This is a genomic window from Citrobacter sp. Marseille-Q3906 (genome assembly GCF_916618775.1).
Taxonomy (GTDB): domain Bacteria; phylum Pseudomonadota; class Gammaproteobacteria; order Enterobacterales; family Enterobacteriaceae; genus Citrobacter; species Citrobacter murliniae.
Genome location: NZ_CAKAKA010000002.1, coordinates 70020 through 83738 on the forward strand (window position 1 = coordinate 70020; position 13719 = coordinate 83738).

Sequence of the window (13719 nt, forward strand, 5' to 3'; positions counted from 1 at the left end):
CTCGTTGTTGTTGGGATGGCAGCTATCATCTTCATCGCGGTGCTCTGCGTGCTGCTGTCCCGCAGCGATGCCGCTTTGGCCACATCCGAAAGTGACAATCGGGTACTGCGCAGCGACAACGCACTACAGGCGATGGTAATAACCACGCAGGCTTTCAACTTCAACCGGTTTAACCAGGTAGCCGAGAACGCCAATCGCCTTAACTCACTGATAGATGCCAGCACCGAGAAAACAGTGATCGAATACCGGGAGATTCTCCGACGTGAAAAAACCTGTGATATGCCTGTTCCTGCTGATGTCGCTGGTGGGCTGCTCAACTACGCGAACCGTTTACGTGCCAGCGCAATGTACTCCGATTCCGGGGACGCTGACGCAACCGGTGATAGTCCCGTTGCCTCCAGCGCGCTGACGTACTGCCAGGCCGTACTCTGGATTAAACCTCTTCTTGCAGCAATAGAGAAGGCAAACAACCAACTTGCAGGGATTAGAGAAATTGAAGAGATAAAAAGGCAGAGGAAGGTTGGAAGCGATGCGGGTAATTAGAAAACATAAAAATAATCTCGCCCTATAGGATTATGTAAATTAATTGTAAGTATGGTTTTTTAATTTCTCATTAATTAATGACATGGATGTGTTTGCGCGAAATAATAACCGCCTCGTTAATTTTTATGTTTTTTTTGACTATACTATAACCACAGCGACTTGCTGGAGAATAAATTGGAGTTTTCCATGAATTTTTACTCAATGAACATATCTCCTGATCAATCTAAGAACAAGGATAGAAAAAATGATGATGAGGAAAAGAATAAAACTAAAAAAACACAAAAGTAAACATAATGTTTTGTTGTTTTTTAGTAATTTAAAGGTGGTTTTATGACAGACCGTCCTGATATAGTTGATCCGATGCCTGAAGATTTACCCTTCCCTGGAGAAGATAAACCTATTTATCCAGATGACGGAGAACCCTCAGAGCCAGATGATCCCGAAATTGAAAGGGATTCTCCTAAATGATACGCATCATAATAAACCGTCGTAATCTAGGCGGTTTTTTATGTGTTGAGAATTCGATTAGAACTTCGTATAAATGAAAGTTAAAATAAAAAATAATAAGCAATGTTGTTTATTTTTGCTACTTAAGTGCTCTACGGTTTAAATGGCTCGGTGTGAGCCATTTATTATTTAACGCCGCCCAATCAAAAAACCAATTATAAACGCGGTTGTCGCAACTACGGCGACGCACGTCATTGGATTTGACTCAACCTGACTCTTGATGTTATCTGTACTTGTTCGCACTGCATCCCCTGCTCTGGATGCGTATTTTCTTGCTGTATCATTAAATTTATGGTCAGGTGACTCCAGAGCCTCACCATAACTTTCCTCTAGTTCACCATGAATAACATGGTTTTTATCTTTTTTTGTACCAAACATAAACTAAATCTCCAAAAATTAGTCATCTATAAAGTATAGCAGTCAGAATAAATATGCATGGAAATCGCTGATAATGATTTGGAATATATTAAAATGTTCTAATGAATTTCATTTGATATAGATTCAAGAACTATATGAAATGCTGTGTGATATCTAACCTATAATCAAAGTGAATCGACTCCTAAAATTACTGGCTAAATAGTTATGACAGTTTTTTTGCGTAGTACTGTAACAGGAAAAATCGTGACACAAGATGAATGGTTACATTCGTTAAATGAGTGGGAAGATGAAGGCGGTTCATATTCTCATGCTGATGAATTTATTGAGGTTGTAAAGGACAAGAAAGGTGACTGGGTTGTGAAGAACCCCAATGATTATTCCAGCGCCTAATGAAGTGCAGTTACAATTACGGTGAAATAGAAAATAATCTTAATAGCTAATCTTTGGCCTAATTTAGGGTATGACTGGTATTGCTGTAGGCATGCATGACTATGATAAATCGATATAATGTCAAATATACGAAAATGGTTGGTTAATAAATGAACTGGTTATGATATGGTAAACCATACTCATTTAAAGGTTAACTATCATGTCATTCTTCGATTACGCAATGCAGCGTGTTGGGCTTGTAGCCAATATGACTGTCACGTGTCCGATATGTGGACATAAATCTACTCAGTCGACTACGAAAGTACGTCAGCAACAGGTATTACTTTGCCCAAAGTGTAAATCGTTATTTGTCATTCACAACAAGTAGTTCGTGACAGAAATAAACCCAGGCCTCGCAATTGCGGGGCTTTTTTATGCACATTGCAAACGCACATCAAACAGGATTAACTCATGGCAAAACCGGACTGGGGAGCACTGCAACACCAGTTCCTCGCCGACCATGCCAAAACGGGTATATCACCGAAGGAGTGGTGCGAAGCGCAGGGACTGAATTACACATCTGCGCGGCGCTATATCAAAAAACCAACTGCGCAAAAAACTGCGCAGAAGAAAGCGCGCAATGCGCAGACTGAGCAAGCACCCACAACTGCGCAGCATGAGCAAACACCAATTGATGCGCAGACCGATACACAGGAAAGTGCGCAACCCTTCAATCTGCGCAATTACGGCCTTAACGATATGCAGGTCAGGTTTGTTGAAGAGTATCTTCTCGATCTGAACAGGACCGCTGCATACAAGCGGGCAGGCTATAAAGGTGAAGGCAATACGGCTTACGTTAACGCCTCTCGATTGCTAAGGAATGCTAAGATCAGCCAGGCAATTCGCGATGCGCTGGACGAACGCTCGCGAAGAGTGAAAGTAACGCAGGATGAAGTGTTGAAATGGTGGTGGGACATTGCGACGGCAGACGCTACGCAATTGACAGAACATCACCGCGGTTGTTGTCGTTACTGCTGGGGTTTTGGTCATCATTATCAGTGGCGTGATGCTGTTGAGTTTGAAGAGGCTTTAGCAAAGGTTGAGGGCAAAGATGGCGTGAAGCCTCCCGAAGACCCTGGCGGCTACGGCTACGACGGCACGCTGGACCCGAATCCGGATTGCCCACGCTGCAATGGCGTTGGTCTGAGCCGTCCTGTTTTCCACGATACGAGAGATTTGAAGGGCGCAGAACGCCGCCTATTTGCCGGGATAAAAGAGGGCAAATTTGGTCTTGAAATGATCACACGCAATCAGGATGAGGCCATGAGGATGGTCGCACAGCACCTTGGCATGCTGAAAACCAAAACTGAGTTAAGCGGCCCGAATGGTGAGCCCATACAGCATAATCACACAGTAAGCGCGGAGGATCTGACAGATGAGCAGCTCGCCGCAATTATCGCTGGTAAGTAAGCAGGAAGCAGCGGCAGAGTTACTCAAGCGACGTAATGCGCGGGCCAGCCTTCACGACTTCATTCAGTACATTAACCCCGAATACATCACCAGCAAGTTCTCACAGACGGTTTGCGACGCTCTGGATCAATTCCTGCTGGATATGATGAACGGGGTGCGCCCGATACTGATTCTCGGCGCGCCGCCGCAACATGGTAAATCGGATATCGTTTCGCGTTACCTGCCAGCGTATTTCTTCGGCAAATACCCGGAAATGCGCGTGGGTGCGCTGTCGTACTCTGCTGACCTGGCTGGAGACATGAACGCCGATGTTCAGCGCATTATGTCCACGACGGAATACCGCAACATATTCCCGGGCGCATGGCTGGGCAATAAGCCCGACGATGGTGTCGCTGTAAAGCGTAACACCGATGAATTCGGTATAGCCAACCATAAGGGGACGTATGTCTGTGCGGGTGTAGGCGGTCCGTTAACGGGTAAGAAAATCGATCTCGGTATCATCGATGACCCGATAAAAAACGCCAAAGAAGCTCTCAGCCCAACGACAAAAAAATCTATCTGGAACTGGTACGTTTCCACGTTTAAAACGCGTCTGTCGAAAAACAGCGGCGAAATCATCATGGCGACCCGCTGGGCGACAGATGACTTATCCGGGCGTGTAGTGGAAATCACGCCGCGCGCTAAGGTGCTGGCGTTCCCTGCAATCAACGAGCAGGGCGAAGCGCTGGTTCCAGAGTTGCACCCAAAAGAGAAACTGCTCGAAACCAAAACCATTCTTGGGGATTACTTCTGGTCTGCAATGTATCAGCAGTCACCAAAACAGGCTGGTGGTTCCATCTTCAAAGACGAGTGGATCAAGTATTACCTTCCGAAAGACCTGCCGACCAACTTCGACATAGTCATCCACAGCTGGGATATGACGTTTAAAGACAGTGAAGGCACCGACTACGTTGTCGGTCAGGTATGGGGCAAAAAGGGCGCCAATGCTTATCTGCTTCACCAGGTGCGCGCCCGCATGAGCTTTACCGCAACGCTGAAAGCCGTTAAGCGCATGGCCGACGAATACCCCAAAGGCTTGCGCAAGCTGGTGGAGGATAAAGCCAACGGCCCGGCGGTTATTGATTCACTGAAAAGCACCGTTGCAGGGTTGGTTGCCGTCGAACCGGACGGCAGCAAAGTAGCCCGGGCGCATGCGATCACCGCTGTATGGGAAGCAGGTAACGTTTTCCTTCCCCATAAAGACATCGCACCGTGGATCACCGAGACGGTCGAGGAAATTACCACGTTCCCTGTCGGCGCGAACGATGACGTTGTCGATGCAATGACGCAGGGGCTACGCGATTTGTATCAGAGAAAAACACTCAGCCCACTGGACATCATGTAATGACGAAAAAAAATATCGTTGGTCGTCTGAATGATGGCCTGGTTAGCTTAATGACTTCGCTCGGCGAGAAGATCGGCGCGGTGCGGTATAGCAGCAGTAAGCCCGACGTGCCGGATAAAGAACTGCTCGCGATGTATAAAAAATCGTGGGTGGTGAAAAAGTACATCAACAAAACCGCTGATGACATGCTGAAGTTGCCCCGTAAATTTTCGGGCGACGTTGACAGCTCACTTACCCAGCGCATAGCTGACGCTGAAAAAGAACTGAAATTAAACTCAGTCTTTCACAGCGCGCTGGGATGGGCCTCTCTGCTGGGTGACTCGCTAATCGTGGCTATCACTGATTGTGCCGATGACCAGATCGCCTTGCCGCTCAATTTGCAGAGCGAAGATATCGTTAAATTCTTGGTGTTCCGAAAAGGTGAGTACACGCCGGACAGTAATGTCATCACCGACATACGTTCGGACTGTTTTGGTGAACCGCTAACGTATCAACTTGACGTCGGGACGAAGCAACTCAGATTTCACCACTCCCGCTGCTGCCGGACAAAACTGGGTAATCACAGCATTAAGGATCGCGCCAAGTTTGGTACGTCTGACCTTCAGGCACCCTACGAGCACATCAAAACGTTCGACACTGCAATCCTGAGCACCGGTGACACCATCCAGGAGGCAAACGTCGATGTGCTGTTTATCCCCGGCATGAATAACCAGATCGCAGCTGGTCAGGAAGGGCAGGTGCGCGAATACGCCAGGGTGATGAAAGACACCAAGTCTTCAACCGGGATGTTATTGATTGATGCTGGTGATACTCAGGCGCAGGGGCGATATGAGCAGAAGAACGCGCAATTCACCGGGCTGTCTGACGTAATCAGCAAAATGGCGATCGTGTTGGCCGGTGCGCTGGACAGACCCATAACGATTCTGTTTGGAGAATCGGCCAGTGGATTCAGTAGTGGCGAGGAAGACAACAAATCCTATTACGAGACGATTAACGGCCTGCAGGAGTCGCGACTTCGCCCAATGCAGGATTTCGCCGACCAGTTCACGCTGGACAAACTCGCTATTACGGAAAGCCTTACCTACGAATACCCAACAATCGACAGCATCAACGAATCTGACGAGGCGACGCGGTTCAGCCAGTACGCAACCGGATTCAATACGCTGGTGACAAGCTCGATACTGACGGAAGAAGTCGCTATCAGGGAAATGGTTAACCGCGGCGTATTAAAGACAGTCACCGAGAAGGAGATTAAGTCGATTGTCGCAGGAGGCGGCACATGGAGCTGAAACAGCTGCTGGAGCAAAAGCAGGGGCGAAGTAGACCGCGCCGCCGACGGATGCGGCCACCAACTGCCAGCAAGCGCGCCGAGGTCTGGTATCGAGACAGGCTGATTGAGTTTATCGACAGCATGCTACAGACGCTCCTGGACGAGCTGGACAAGCCGACGCTAACCGATGCACCCGATACGACGCCTTTGTCGATTACGGCGCGCCTTGCTGCTGTCATGCAGCGATTAGCGAGCATTTCAATTCAGGAGGTCTCCGCCCGACTGTCTGCTGGGTTCGTTGCACGTGCGAACTTGCAGAACAAAGAACAGATGCAGCGCACTTTCGCCCATGCTTTTGGGATTGACCTGACCGGGATGCTCGGCGATGGCGCGATAAAGCCAGAAATGGAAAAGGCGGTTAATGACAACGTTGACCTGATCACCTCCATCCATACCGACTTTATCCACGATATCGGCGCGGCGGTTTTTGAGAACATGAAAGACGGCGGCCGACATGAAAACCTGATCGACATAATCAAGGAGCGAGGAAACGTTACCCGCAGCCGCGCCCGGTTGATCGCCCGTGACCAGACCTCAAAACTCAACGCAGACCTGACTGAAGCACGTAATGTGGCGCTTGGCCTTGACCTGTATGAGTGGGGCGGCACTGGCGATGAACGGGAGCGCGACAGTCATTCCGCGTTAAACGGCAAGCTCTGCAAATACTCCGATCCGACGGTCTACTCAGACGACGGCGGCAAAACCTGGAAGAAACGCTCAACCATCGGGGCATTCATCGGTAAACCCGGCGAGGATTATCAATGCCGATGCCTGGCCCTCCCTTACGTCTCATGGGATTAATCAATGACGTGGAAACGAACAGCGCAGGGGTACGTGATTACTACTGCGACGATCACCCGCGCCGGACCGATTGAGTATTACGGTCACGAGCTGGGGCTGACTGGCAGCGATGCCAACAAAAAAATCACCGTTGTTCGCACTCTCGACGAACTATCAAAACCCGAAACTCTCGCTTCATTCAATGGCCTCCCGTTCACCATAACGCACCCCGACGACGGGGAGGTCACCGCAGCAGACCACAAAGACAAAGCATCCGGACACATCGCCAACACTCGCATTGAGGGCGGTGAAGTGGTCTGTGACGTTTTTCTGACGGATGCCGCGGGAATCGAAACGCTGGAAGAGACGGGGATCCGAGAAGTGTCCGTTGGATATGAGCCCGCTGAACTCGAGGAAAGGGGCGGGAAGTTTTACCACATCAACATTCGCGGCAATCACGTCGCGGGCGTGGCAGAGGGGCGCTACGGGCCTCAGTGCAAGTTAAACGACAAAAAAGGTAAGCCAATGTTTGCAAAATTAGCTGACGCCCTGGCGTTTCTGAAGGGCAAAAAACTGAAGGATGCGGAAGGCGTAGCGCTGACTGCCGATGAGCTGGTCGGCATGATTGCCGCGCTGGAAAAGGCGCTGGAAGAACTACAGGGGCAAGGGACTGAAGAGGCTACTGCTAAAGCACAGGAAGTGCTGGCGCAGCTCGCAGACCTGAAAAAACAACTGGAAGGTGCGACGAGTACACCAGCGCCGAATGATGAAGATCCCAGTGCCGGTGGTGGTGACGACAAGGACGCGAAAATCACCGTTCTGGAAACCGAAAACGCCGATCTGAAAGCGAAAGTTAAAACGCTGGAAGAAGAACTGGAGCAGCTGAAATCTGGCAATGAAACCAGCACCACACTGGCAGACGCGAAAGCCCGTTTCCCTAAAGTTAGCTTCAATGATGCCAAATCAGCGCGTGACGTGCGCGCCGCCGTACTGGTGAGCACTAAAGCATTTAACGATGCTGATGTCAAAGCAATGACTGACAGCGAAGTCCGTGCAGCTTATGCAGCCATTCAGGCCACCTCGAAGCCACGCAGTGAAATTGGTGCTCATCTGTTTAACGACTCCACGAACAAAAGCACTAAAACCGCAACTCAACGCCTTGGGGGTAAATAACTATGACTTTCGGATTTACTGACTGGGATGGTGCCAACGGCACTATTAAACCGGGTTCAATTAAACGTGCCTCCAGCTCTAACGATAAAGTCTGGGGGAAAGAGAACCTGACCGAAACGAAGTTGCCCTACGGCACGTTCGTAGCTGTCAACCCGGACGGCGGCGTGATGCCTCTCGCAGCTGGCAAACGCATTCACGGGATTGTGGTGCGTGATATTTACGGTGATGGTGCACCGCACAACAAGCAAGTCAACGTGGGACATTTTTCCCACGGTGATTGTGTCGGCGCGCTGACAGTCGATGACGCTGATTTTACCCGTGGCGCGGCGGCTTACATCGTGGCGACGGGTGATGATGCCGGGAAGGTGACCACAGAAGCAGCCGGCAATATTGATTTGGGTTACTGGGTGGAAGATGTGAGCGCGGGTAATAACTGCGTGGCTATCACCCTCGGTTACGTACAGCAGGCAGCACAGCCAGCGGAAGGAGCATAACAAATGCCAATGGTATCAGCAGATTTTGAAGAAGTATTGCAGGAAGCGCTGACCGAACGTGACATGGAGTTACAGGAAAAAGAGCTGCCGGAGATTAATATCGGCGAGGCTCTCCCGGTCAAAGAAGGCCTCGATTTCTCCCTGGACTATGTGGACTTCGGCGTGTCCGAAGTGGTCGGCTCGGTTAAAGACGGCATCATTGGTAACAAAACCAACAGCCTGAAAACCATTGATAGTGATATCGAATGGCTGAAAGCGCCTGTTGGCCAGTGGGCTAAAGCCGCAACCTGGACTCAGCAAGAACTGGAGAAGATAGCGCGCCTGAACATCAACCTGCAGACGAAAAAACAGGATGATTTGTATGCCAACGCCCTCGCAACAATCCAGTACGCGGGGTACGTAGGCCATCGCGGAGTTAAAGGGCAGGAAGGGTTGCTGACAGGCGCGAAGGTTCAGGTTGTCATCGATGTTTCAGGCAAAACCATCGCCGAAATGACCTCTGATGGATTCGTGAAGCTGGTGCTGGATGCTTACAACGTGGCCTGGCGCAAATCCAGTTACCGTATTCAGCCGACGCATATCGCCATGGACGCCAGCGACTTTATGCTCGCCATGCAGAAGTTCGACCCTAACCCGATCGTTGTGGGTACTGACCTGCTGCCGATTGCGGCAATGGATCGCATTATGGCGGCGCTGCGCAAGGCTTCTGGTAATGAATCCTTCAACATTACCTTCGTAAAAGTACCGAGCAATTACGCGGTGGGTATCAAATCGGGTAAAACCCGCCTGGCCATCTATACCTACGAAGCCGATTACATCGAAATGGAAGTGCATATGCCGGAGCTGCTGGCGGCACGACAGCGTGATCTGCTGACCTATGAGTGTGGCTATCGTTCAGCCTTCGGTGGCGCGATGTGGAAACAGCCGCAGTCCGCGGTGTATGTGGATTACAAATCCTCTCCGGCAGAGTAATCACAGGGGGTAGCATGGAATTCACCGTTCGTTACCCCGAGTTCGCCAGTGTTGCCCCTGCTCGCATAGATGGGGCGCTACAGGATGCAGCTAACCAGATGAGTCGCAAGGTATGGAACAAGCTCTATGAGCAAGGGCTTCATGCTTTAGCGGCGCATCTGCTTTATGCGGCTGGCGTGCTCAATCCTTCCGGCAGCAGCAATGGAAAACCCATCCAGACAATCACCAGTCGCTCTGTTGCAGGCGTGTCTATTGGCTATTCAGCTCCCGATGCTGGGTTTGGTGCCGTTCACGATGGCTTCGCGTCCAGCTCTTACGGACAAGAGTATCTGAGGCTGCGTAAGCTGGTGGGCGTGCATGTGCTGGCTATTCGGTAGTGAACAGGGAGTGATTTGCTATGACTCCGGAAGAAACGCTCAAAATCACCACTGAATACCTGAAGAACCTGGAGGCGATGAAAACGCATTACGTCGCCGTTGGTTTGCCAGCGGGCAAAGTAGGAAACAAAACCAATGATGATGGAACATCAATAATCGAGATTGGGGCGGCGCACGAATTCGGCGCTGAAATCGATCACCCTGGTGGCACCGGATATATGGCAATGGGCGGCAAGGCTACTTTCACAAAAAATAGCCTCATGGGGCCGGTTAGCGGCTTTACGGCAGCCCACAAAATAACACTCCCTGAACGTTCTTTTCTCCGCGCTCCATTCACCCTCAAAAAATCAGAAATTAACCGGGCAATCGAAAAGGCTTGTGAAGCCGTAGGCTCTGGGAAAATGGATGCAACAACCGCGTTAAACCTGATAGGCGCCACCGCGCGGAATATCAGTGTGAAAGCCTTTGAAACTGCGGGATATGGCACGTGGCCAGATATCACAGAGGCAACAAAAAAAGCCAAAGGTTCGTCGGCGATCCTGATTGATAAAGGGCAATTGCGAGGAACAATTACATGGGAGGTTCGTAAGTGAGCGACTTATCAGACCTTGATATGAGCGATGCGCTAATCGGTTGGGAACAGCCTGTAAAACTCAAAACACGGACGGAAAAAACCGTGGATTTTGAGCCAAATGTAACCGTAAGCAGCCAGGACATTCTGGCGGTGGTACAAAGCGCGAACAAAGAGAATCTGACGCTGGATAGCCTGGACTGGTCGAAAGAGTATCTGCTGATTCATGCGCGGCTGAAAATTGAAACCGGTCAGTTTATAGAGAAGGGCGGGAAGGACTACAAGGTCGTGTCCCCGGCTGATTACATGGATTATGGATTCTGCGCCGTCATTGCCGAGGAAACCCGGCTCCCGCTACTGGTGCCAACGCCATGACACAACCCCACCTGAAAGTGGTCGCGCGTTTCGTGCGTGACCTTCTGGACTACAACGAGCAACTGATCAAGTTCGACCGTCGGAATATGCAGGCGTCTGACTTTTCCACCAGTTATATCGTGGTCAATGGTTCGCTGCCTCAATCGGTTCTGGCTAGAGGCCAGCGCTTTGATGGTGAAGCTGAAGTGATGACTTATAGCGCCTCCGTCAGTCACGCGATTGTCCTGGAGTTTTACGGGGACGAGGCGTACAGCAACGCTGAAAACTTCCTGATGTTGAGCTATAGCCAGGCGGCGAACGAACTGCGCCGAACTCATTCTCTCACCATCATGGCCGTCTCAAACATCATCGATGTGGGGCAACTCCTGGGGCAGTCCCACGGTAATCGTGTTCACCTGAGTTTCAATGTTCAGTATGCCCCTGCTCGGGACGTGCAGACGCTGCGCATCGATACGCCGCAGTTTCAATTTTTAGAGGACCAATAAATGTCGGCATCAATTAATAACGTCATTAATGTGACGCTTCTCGAAGAGGGGCGGGCGGCGGCGCGCGATAACATCAACGTCTGCGCAATTCTTACCAGCCAGACGGGGGTATTGAGCACCGCAGAGCGCTGGCGTTCTTACAAAAGCGCACCCGCTGTCGAACAGGACTGGGGGGCGTCTTCTGTCACCGCAGCTTTTGCAAATGTGTTTTTCGGGACTAGCCCTAATCCGGTATCTGCTGGCGGCACGCTGATTATTGGTTACTGGAATGCAGCCGGGGAAACGCTGCCCGCGACCAGCGGTGTACTGGGTGGCGGTGAGATTTCTCAGGCAGTCGTACTGCCAGCGTTACGCGAGAAGTCTGACTGGTCATTCAGTATTGAGATTGACGGCACGAAGCACGATGTAACCGCAATTAATGGCATGACGGCGGCGGCACTGTCAGATGTTATTGCCCAAATCCAGGCGAAAATTACGCCAGATGTCGCATCGGTTGTTTTTGATGGCAGTCGTATAGTGATCACTAGCAAATCAACAGGAGCTAACTCTGTGGTTGGTTTTTCGAAAGCGATCGCCGGTGGTTCTTTTATTGGTGATCTGCTGGCGATTGCTGAGGGTTCTGGCGCATCACAGACTAACGGCAGTGCAACAACAGAGATTTCACCGGAAACCCAACTGGAATCTCTCAGCAAACTCAAAGCGCAGGTCAACGTAAAAGGCGCGGCCTTCATCGACAAAATTCTCGATGCGCAGGTGCCGTTGATCGCTTCATGGGCTAAAGCGAACGCGGTAATCGTGTATGAGACATTTACCGGTTCGGCAGCTCTGGAAGTTGACCCGACTAACCCGGCATGGGCGGTAACACTCGCCAGCCAGAGTAATTTCCGCATGCTCTACAGCAAAGCAGGCAACCGGAAATTTGGTATCAGCTATATGGCCCGCACGCATACCGTCAATTTCAACGGAGAGCGCACAGCAATCACTTTGCACCTCAAAACGATGAACGTGCCGGCTGAAAGTTATGAGCAAACGGAGATCGACAAGGCTAAACGCGTAGGCCTGGATATCTACACCACGATTAAAGACGTTCCCTGCGTGCTGTCGAGCGGCGCTAATGATTTTGTCGACAACGTCTATAACCTGATGGCCTATGTTGACGCAGTGCAGACGGATTCCTTCAACCTCCTTAAAACCACGCCGACCAAAGTCCCGCAAACCTACTACGGTGTCGATCAGTTAGAGGATTGTGTTGAAAAGACCACAGTCGGATTTATTCGTGCTGGTGTGTTCAATCCGGGTACCTGGACGCTTCCTGACTTCTTCGGGGATCGGGATATGTTTCTGCGAAATATCGAACAAAACGGGTATTACGTGCTGGCCGGTGACCTGAAAGACCAGTCAACAGCGGACAGGCAGGAACGCAAATCCCCGGTTGTTCAGGTGGCAGTGAAGAATGCCGGTGCTGTTCACAGTGCCGATATCATCATCAATTTCAATAAATAAGGAGCGGTAAATGTCTCAGATTGTTATCAGCGCAGATACCGCGACTATCGTTCTTAAAGGGCGAATCATCACGGATATCGCCGTGGGGGACTACGTCACGTTGACGCCATCTAATCCGCTTACGAGTCGTGCTAATAGTGCGAATAACGGCGTCACAATCTCCGGGCGTGTCGATGCCGGGGTGCATGTGATGGTGATACGCGTCCAGAAGTTTTCTAACGATGATATCTGGCTTAACCAGCAGCGTAACGCCGCGATCCCCGTTGTCTTTAACGGCTCAGTTAAAGAGTCGTTTGTGCGCGACGGTGCGGCACTGAAGGAAACCTACGATCTACAGGCTGGTTCTATCACTACGCAATCGACGCAAACAAAAAACAACCAGGACGTTAATGCACTGATGGAGTACACCATCGAGTTTCGTAACGTCGTGCGCAATGTATAAGGTATCCCATGGTTAACGACAAAGAACTGAAAGAAAAGCAGCGGAAAGCGCTTGAGATGATCAAGGCCGTCTACAAGGACGGCTTTGCGGAGATTAACGGCAACCGCTACGACTTTGCAGCGATGACTCACAAAAAACGTCGCAAGGTTTTTGCATTCTTCACAGGCATTGCCTCTGAATTATCGCGACAGTCTCTGGAGTTTCTTGACTCAGAACGATTCGAGGAAATTGAGCGCCTGATGTTCGATTACGTTCTGTTTGATGGTGTGCAATTGTCCAAGCAGCAGGAACACTTCGAATCCTTCCCGGGTGATTACGTCATGCTAATCACAACAGCTCTTCAGGTTATCAGCCTGCCTTTTATGGGCGGGAGCAATATGAACTCACGTTCAGAAGCTCCAGACGTTCAGAAATTTACGTTAAATCCTCGAACATAAGCGACGACATGAGCATGTATCTGGCGCTGTCAAAGGCTGGATACGGCCCCTATCACGAACTTGTTAAATTAGACACACCAGAGCTGTTTGACATGCTTGAGTTCGAGAATATCAGCGCAGACATTCAAC

The 13719-nt window shown here is 50.3% G+C and carries 19 protein-coding genes; 18 read left to right on the forward strand and 1 reads right to left on the reverse strand.

What is annotated here, in order from left to right; all coding sequences use genetic code 11:
• Nucleotides 1–15: 15 nt before the first annotated feature.
• On the forward strand, nt 16–543 hold the full coding sequence (locus tag LG384_RS04605; RefSeq protein ID WP_225761281.1) for a hypothetical protein: 528 nt from the start codon (nt 16–18) through the stop codon (nt 541–543).
• A 330-nt stretch (nt 544–873) separates the two neighbouring features.
• Nucleotides 874–1011, forward strand: coding sequence for a hypothetical protein (locus tag LG384_RS04610; RefSeq protein ID WP_181631352.1), 138 nt, complete (start codon nt 874–876; stop codon nt 1009–1011).
• Between the two features lie 168 nt (nt 1012–1179).
• On the opposite strand, the gene LG384_RS04615 is transcribed toward LG384_RS04610, so the two are convergent.
• Nucleotides 1180–1428, reverse strand: coding sequence for a CsbD family protein (locus LG384_RS04615; RefSeq protein ID WP_225760527.1), 249 nt, complete (start codon nt 1426–1428; stop codon nt 1180–1182).
• A 243-nt stretch (nt 1429–1671) separates the two neighbouring features.
• Here LG384_RS04615 and LG384_RS04620 point away from each other — a divergent pair, with 243 nt between their 5' ends.
• The 16 genes from LG384_RS04620 (at nt 1672) to LG384_RS04695 (ending at nt 13590) form a co-directional block, all read left to right on the forward strand.
• Nucleotides 1672–1818, forward strand: coding sequence for a hypothetical protein (locus LG384_RS04620; RefSeq protein WP_225760528.1), 147 nt, complete (start codon nt 1672–1674; stop codon nt 1816–1818).
• Nucleotides 1819–2017: 199 nt separating this feature from the next.
• Complete coding sequence (locus tag LG384_RS04625; protein ID WP_225760529.1) at nt 2018–2185, forward strand: YnfU family zinc-binding protein; 168 nt, start codon at nt 2018–2020, stop codon at nt 2183–2185.
• 83 nt (nt 2186–2268) lie between these two features.
• Complete coding sequence (locus LG384_RS04630) at nt 2269–3267, forward strand: terminase small subunit (RefSeq protein ID WP_225760530.1); 999 nt, start codon at nt 2269–2271, stop codon at nt 3265–3267.
• Nucleotides 3233–4651 carry a phage terminase large subunit gene (gene terL, locus LG384_RS04635; protein WP_225760531.1) on the forward strand — a complete coding sequence of 473 codons (1419 nt, stop codon included), beginning with the start codon at nt 3233–3235 and terminating at the stop codon, nt 4649–4651. The genes LG384_RS04630 and terL overlap by 35 nt, the downstream gene beginning before the upstream one ends.
• Nucleotides 4651–5940, forward strand: a complete 1290-nt coding sequence (locus LG384_RS04640) for a DUF1073 domain-containing protein (protein ID WP_225760532.1) — start codon at nt 4651–4653, stop codon at nt 5938–5940. The genes terL and LG384_RS04640 overlap by 1 nt, the downstream gene beginning before the upstream one ends.
• On the forward strand, nt 5931–6782 hold the full coding sequence (locus LG384_RS04645; RefSeq protein ID WP_225760533.1) for a phage minor head protein: 852 nt from the start codon (nt 5931–5933) through the stop codon (nt 6780–6782). Before LG384_RS04640 ends, LG384_RS04645 begins: the two co-directional genes overlap by 10 nt.
• Before the next feature lie 3 nt (nt 6783–6785).
• Complete coding sequence (locus tag LG384_RS04650) at nt 6786–7934, forward strand: DUF2213 domain-containing protein (protein WP_225760534.1); 1149 nt, start codon at nt 6786–6788, stop codon at nt 7932–7934.
• A 2-nt stretch (nt 7935–7936) separates the two neighbouring features.
• Nucleotides 7937–8428 carry a hypothetical protein gene (locus tag LG384_RS04655; RefSeq protein ID WP_225760535.1) on the forward strand — a complete coding sequence of 164 codons (492 nt, stop codon included), beginning with the start codon at nt 7937–7939 and terminating at the stop codon, nt 8426–8428.
• A 3-nt stretch (nt 8429–8431) separates the two neighbouring features.
• Nucleotides 8432–9400: a major capsid family protein gene (locus LG384_RS04660; protein WP_225760536.1), complete on the forward strand. Its 969-nt coding sequence runs from the start codon at nt 8432–8434 to the stop codon at nt 9398–9400.
• 14 nt (nt 9401–9414) lie between these two features.
• Complete coding sequence (locus tag LG384_RS04665) at nt 9415–9777, forward strand: DUF4054 domain-containing protein (protein WP_032935515.1); 363 nt, start codon at nt 9415–9417, stop codon at nt 9775–9777.
• Nucleotides 9778–9797: 20 nt separating this feature from the next.
• On the forward strand, nt 9798–10370 hold the full coding sequence (locus tag LG384_RS04670; RefSeq protein ID WP_032935516.1) for a hypothetical protein: 573 nt from the start codon (nt 9798–9800) through the stop codon (nt 10368–10370).
• Entirely contained in the window at nt 10367–10723 is a 357-nt protein-coding gene (locus tag LG384_RS04675; RefSeq protein ID WP_032935519.1) for a hypothetical protein, read from the forward strand. The genes LG384_RS04670 and LG384_RS04675 overlap by 4 nt, the downstream gene beginning before the upstream one ends.
• Complete coding sequence (locus LG384_RS04680; protein ID WP_032935521.1) at nt 10720–11208, forward strand: hypothetical protein; 489 nt, start codon at nt 10720–10722, stop codon at nt 11206–11208. Before LG384_RS04675 ends, LG384_RS04680 begins: the two co-directional genes overlap by 4 nt.
• Nucleotides 11209–12711: a DUF3383 family protein gene (locus LG384_RS04685; RefSeq protein ID WP_225760537.1), complete on the forward strand. Its 1503-nt coding sequence runs from the start codon at nt 11209–11211 to the stop codon at nt 12709–12711.
• A gap of 10 nt (nt 12712–12721) precedes the next feature.
• Nucleotides 12722–13153: a hypothetical protein gene (locus LG384_RS04690; RefSeq protein ID WP_032935525.1), complete on the forward strand. Its 432-nt coding sequence runs from the start codon at nt 12722–12724 to the stop codon at nt 13151–13153.
• Nucleotides 13154–13161: 8 nt separating this feature from the next.
• Nucleotides 13162–13590 (forward strand): hypothetical protein, encoded by a 429-nt coding sequence (locus LG384_RS04695; protein WP_032935527.1) that lies wholly within the window; start codon nt 13162–13164, stop codon nt 13588–13590.
• The last annotated feature ends 129 nt before the right edge of the window (nt 13591–13719 follow it).

Excerpts from the sequence above, each read along its gene's own strand:
- LG384_RS04605 (WP_225761281.1), top strand. The coding sequence starts at position 16 with ATGGCAGCTATCATCTTCATCGCGGTGCTCTGCGTGCTGCTGTCCCGC.
- LG384_RS04610 (WP_181631352.1), top strand. The coding sequence starts at position 874 with ATGACAGACCGTCCTGATATAGTTGATCCGATGCCTGAAGATTTACCC.
- LG384_RS04615 (WP_225760527.1), bottom strand. The coding sequence starts at position 1,428 with ATGTTTGGTACAAAAAAAGATAAAAACCATGTTATTCATGGTGAACTA.
- LG384_RS04625 (WP_225760529.1), top strand. The coding sequence starts at position 2,018 with ATGTCATTCTTCGATTACGCAATGCAGCGTGTTGGGCTTGTAGCCAAT.
- LG384_RS04630 (WP_225760530.1), top strand. The coding sequence starts at position 2,269 with ATGGCAAAACCGGACTGGGGAGCACTGCAACACCAGTTCCTCGCCGAC.
- terL (WP_225760531.1), top strand. The coding sequence starts at position 3,233 with ATGAGCAGCTCGCCGCAATTATCGCTGGTAAGTAAGCAGGAAGCAGCG.
- LG384_RS04640 (WP_225760532.1), top strand. The coding sequence starts at position 4,651 with ATGACGAAAAAAAATATCGTTGGTCGTCTGAATGATGGCCTGGTTAGC.
- LG384_RS04645 (WP_225760533.1), top strand. The coding sequence starts at position 5,931 with ATGGAGCTGAAACAGCTGCTGGAGCAAAAGCAGGGGCGAAGTAGACCG.
- LG384_RS04650 (WP_225760534.1), top strand. The coding sequence starts at position 6,786 with ATGACGTGGAAACGAACAGCGCAGGGGTACGTGATTACTACTGCGACG.
- LG384_RS04655 (WP_225760535.1), top strand. The coding sequence starts at position 7,937 with ATGACTTTCGGATTTACTGACTGGGATGGTGCCAACGGCACTATTAAA.
- LG384_RS04660 (WP_225760536.1), top strand. The coding sequence starts at position 8,432 with ATGCCAATGGTATCAGCAGATTTTGAAGAAGTATTGCAGGAAGCGCTG.
- LG384_RS04665 (WP_032935515.1), top strand. The coding sequence starts at position 9,415 with ATGGAATTCACCGTTCGTTACCCCGAGTTCGCCAGTGTTGCCCCTGCT.
- LG384_RS04670 (WP_032935516.1), top strand. The coding sequence starts at position 9,798 with ATGACTCCGGAAGAAACGCTCAAAATCACCACTGAATACCTGAAGAAC.
- LG384_RS04680 (WP_032935521.1), top strand. The coding sequence starts at position 10,720 with ATGACACAACCCCACCTGAAAGTGGTCGCGCGTTTCGTGCGTGACCTT.
- LG384_RS04685 (WP_225760537.1), top strand. The coding sequence starts at position 11,209 with ATGTCGGCATCAATTAATAACGTCATTAATGTGACGCTTCTCGAAGAG.
- LG384_RS04690 (WP_032935525.1), top strand. The coding sequence starts at position 12,722 with ATGTCTCAGATTGTTATCAGCGCAGATACCGCGACTATCGTTCTTAAA.
- LG384_RS04695 (WP_032935527.1), top strand. The coding sequence starts at position 13,162 with ATGGTTAACGACAAAGAACTGAAAGAAAAGCAGCGGAAAGCGCTTGAG.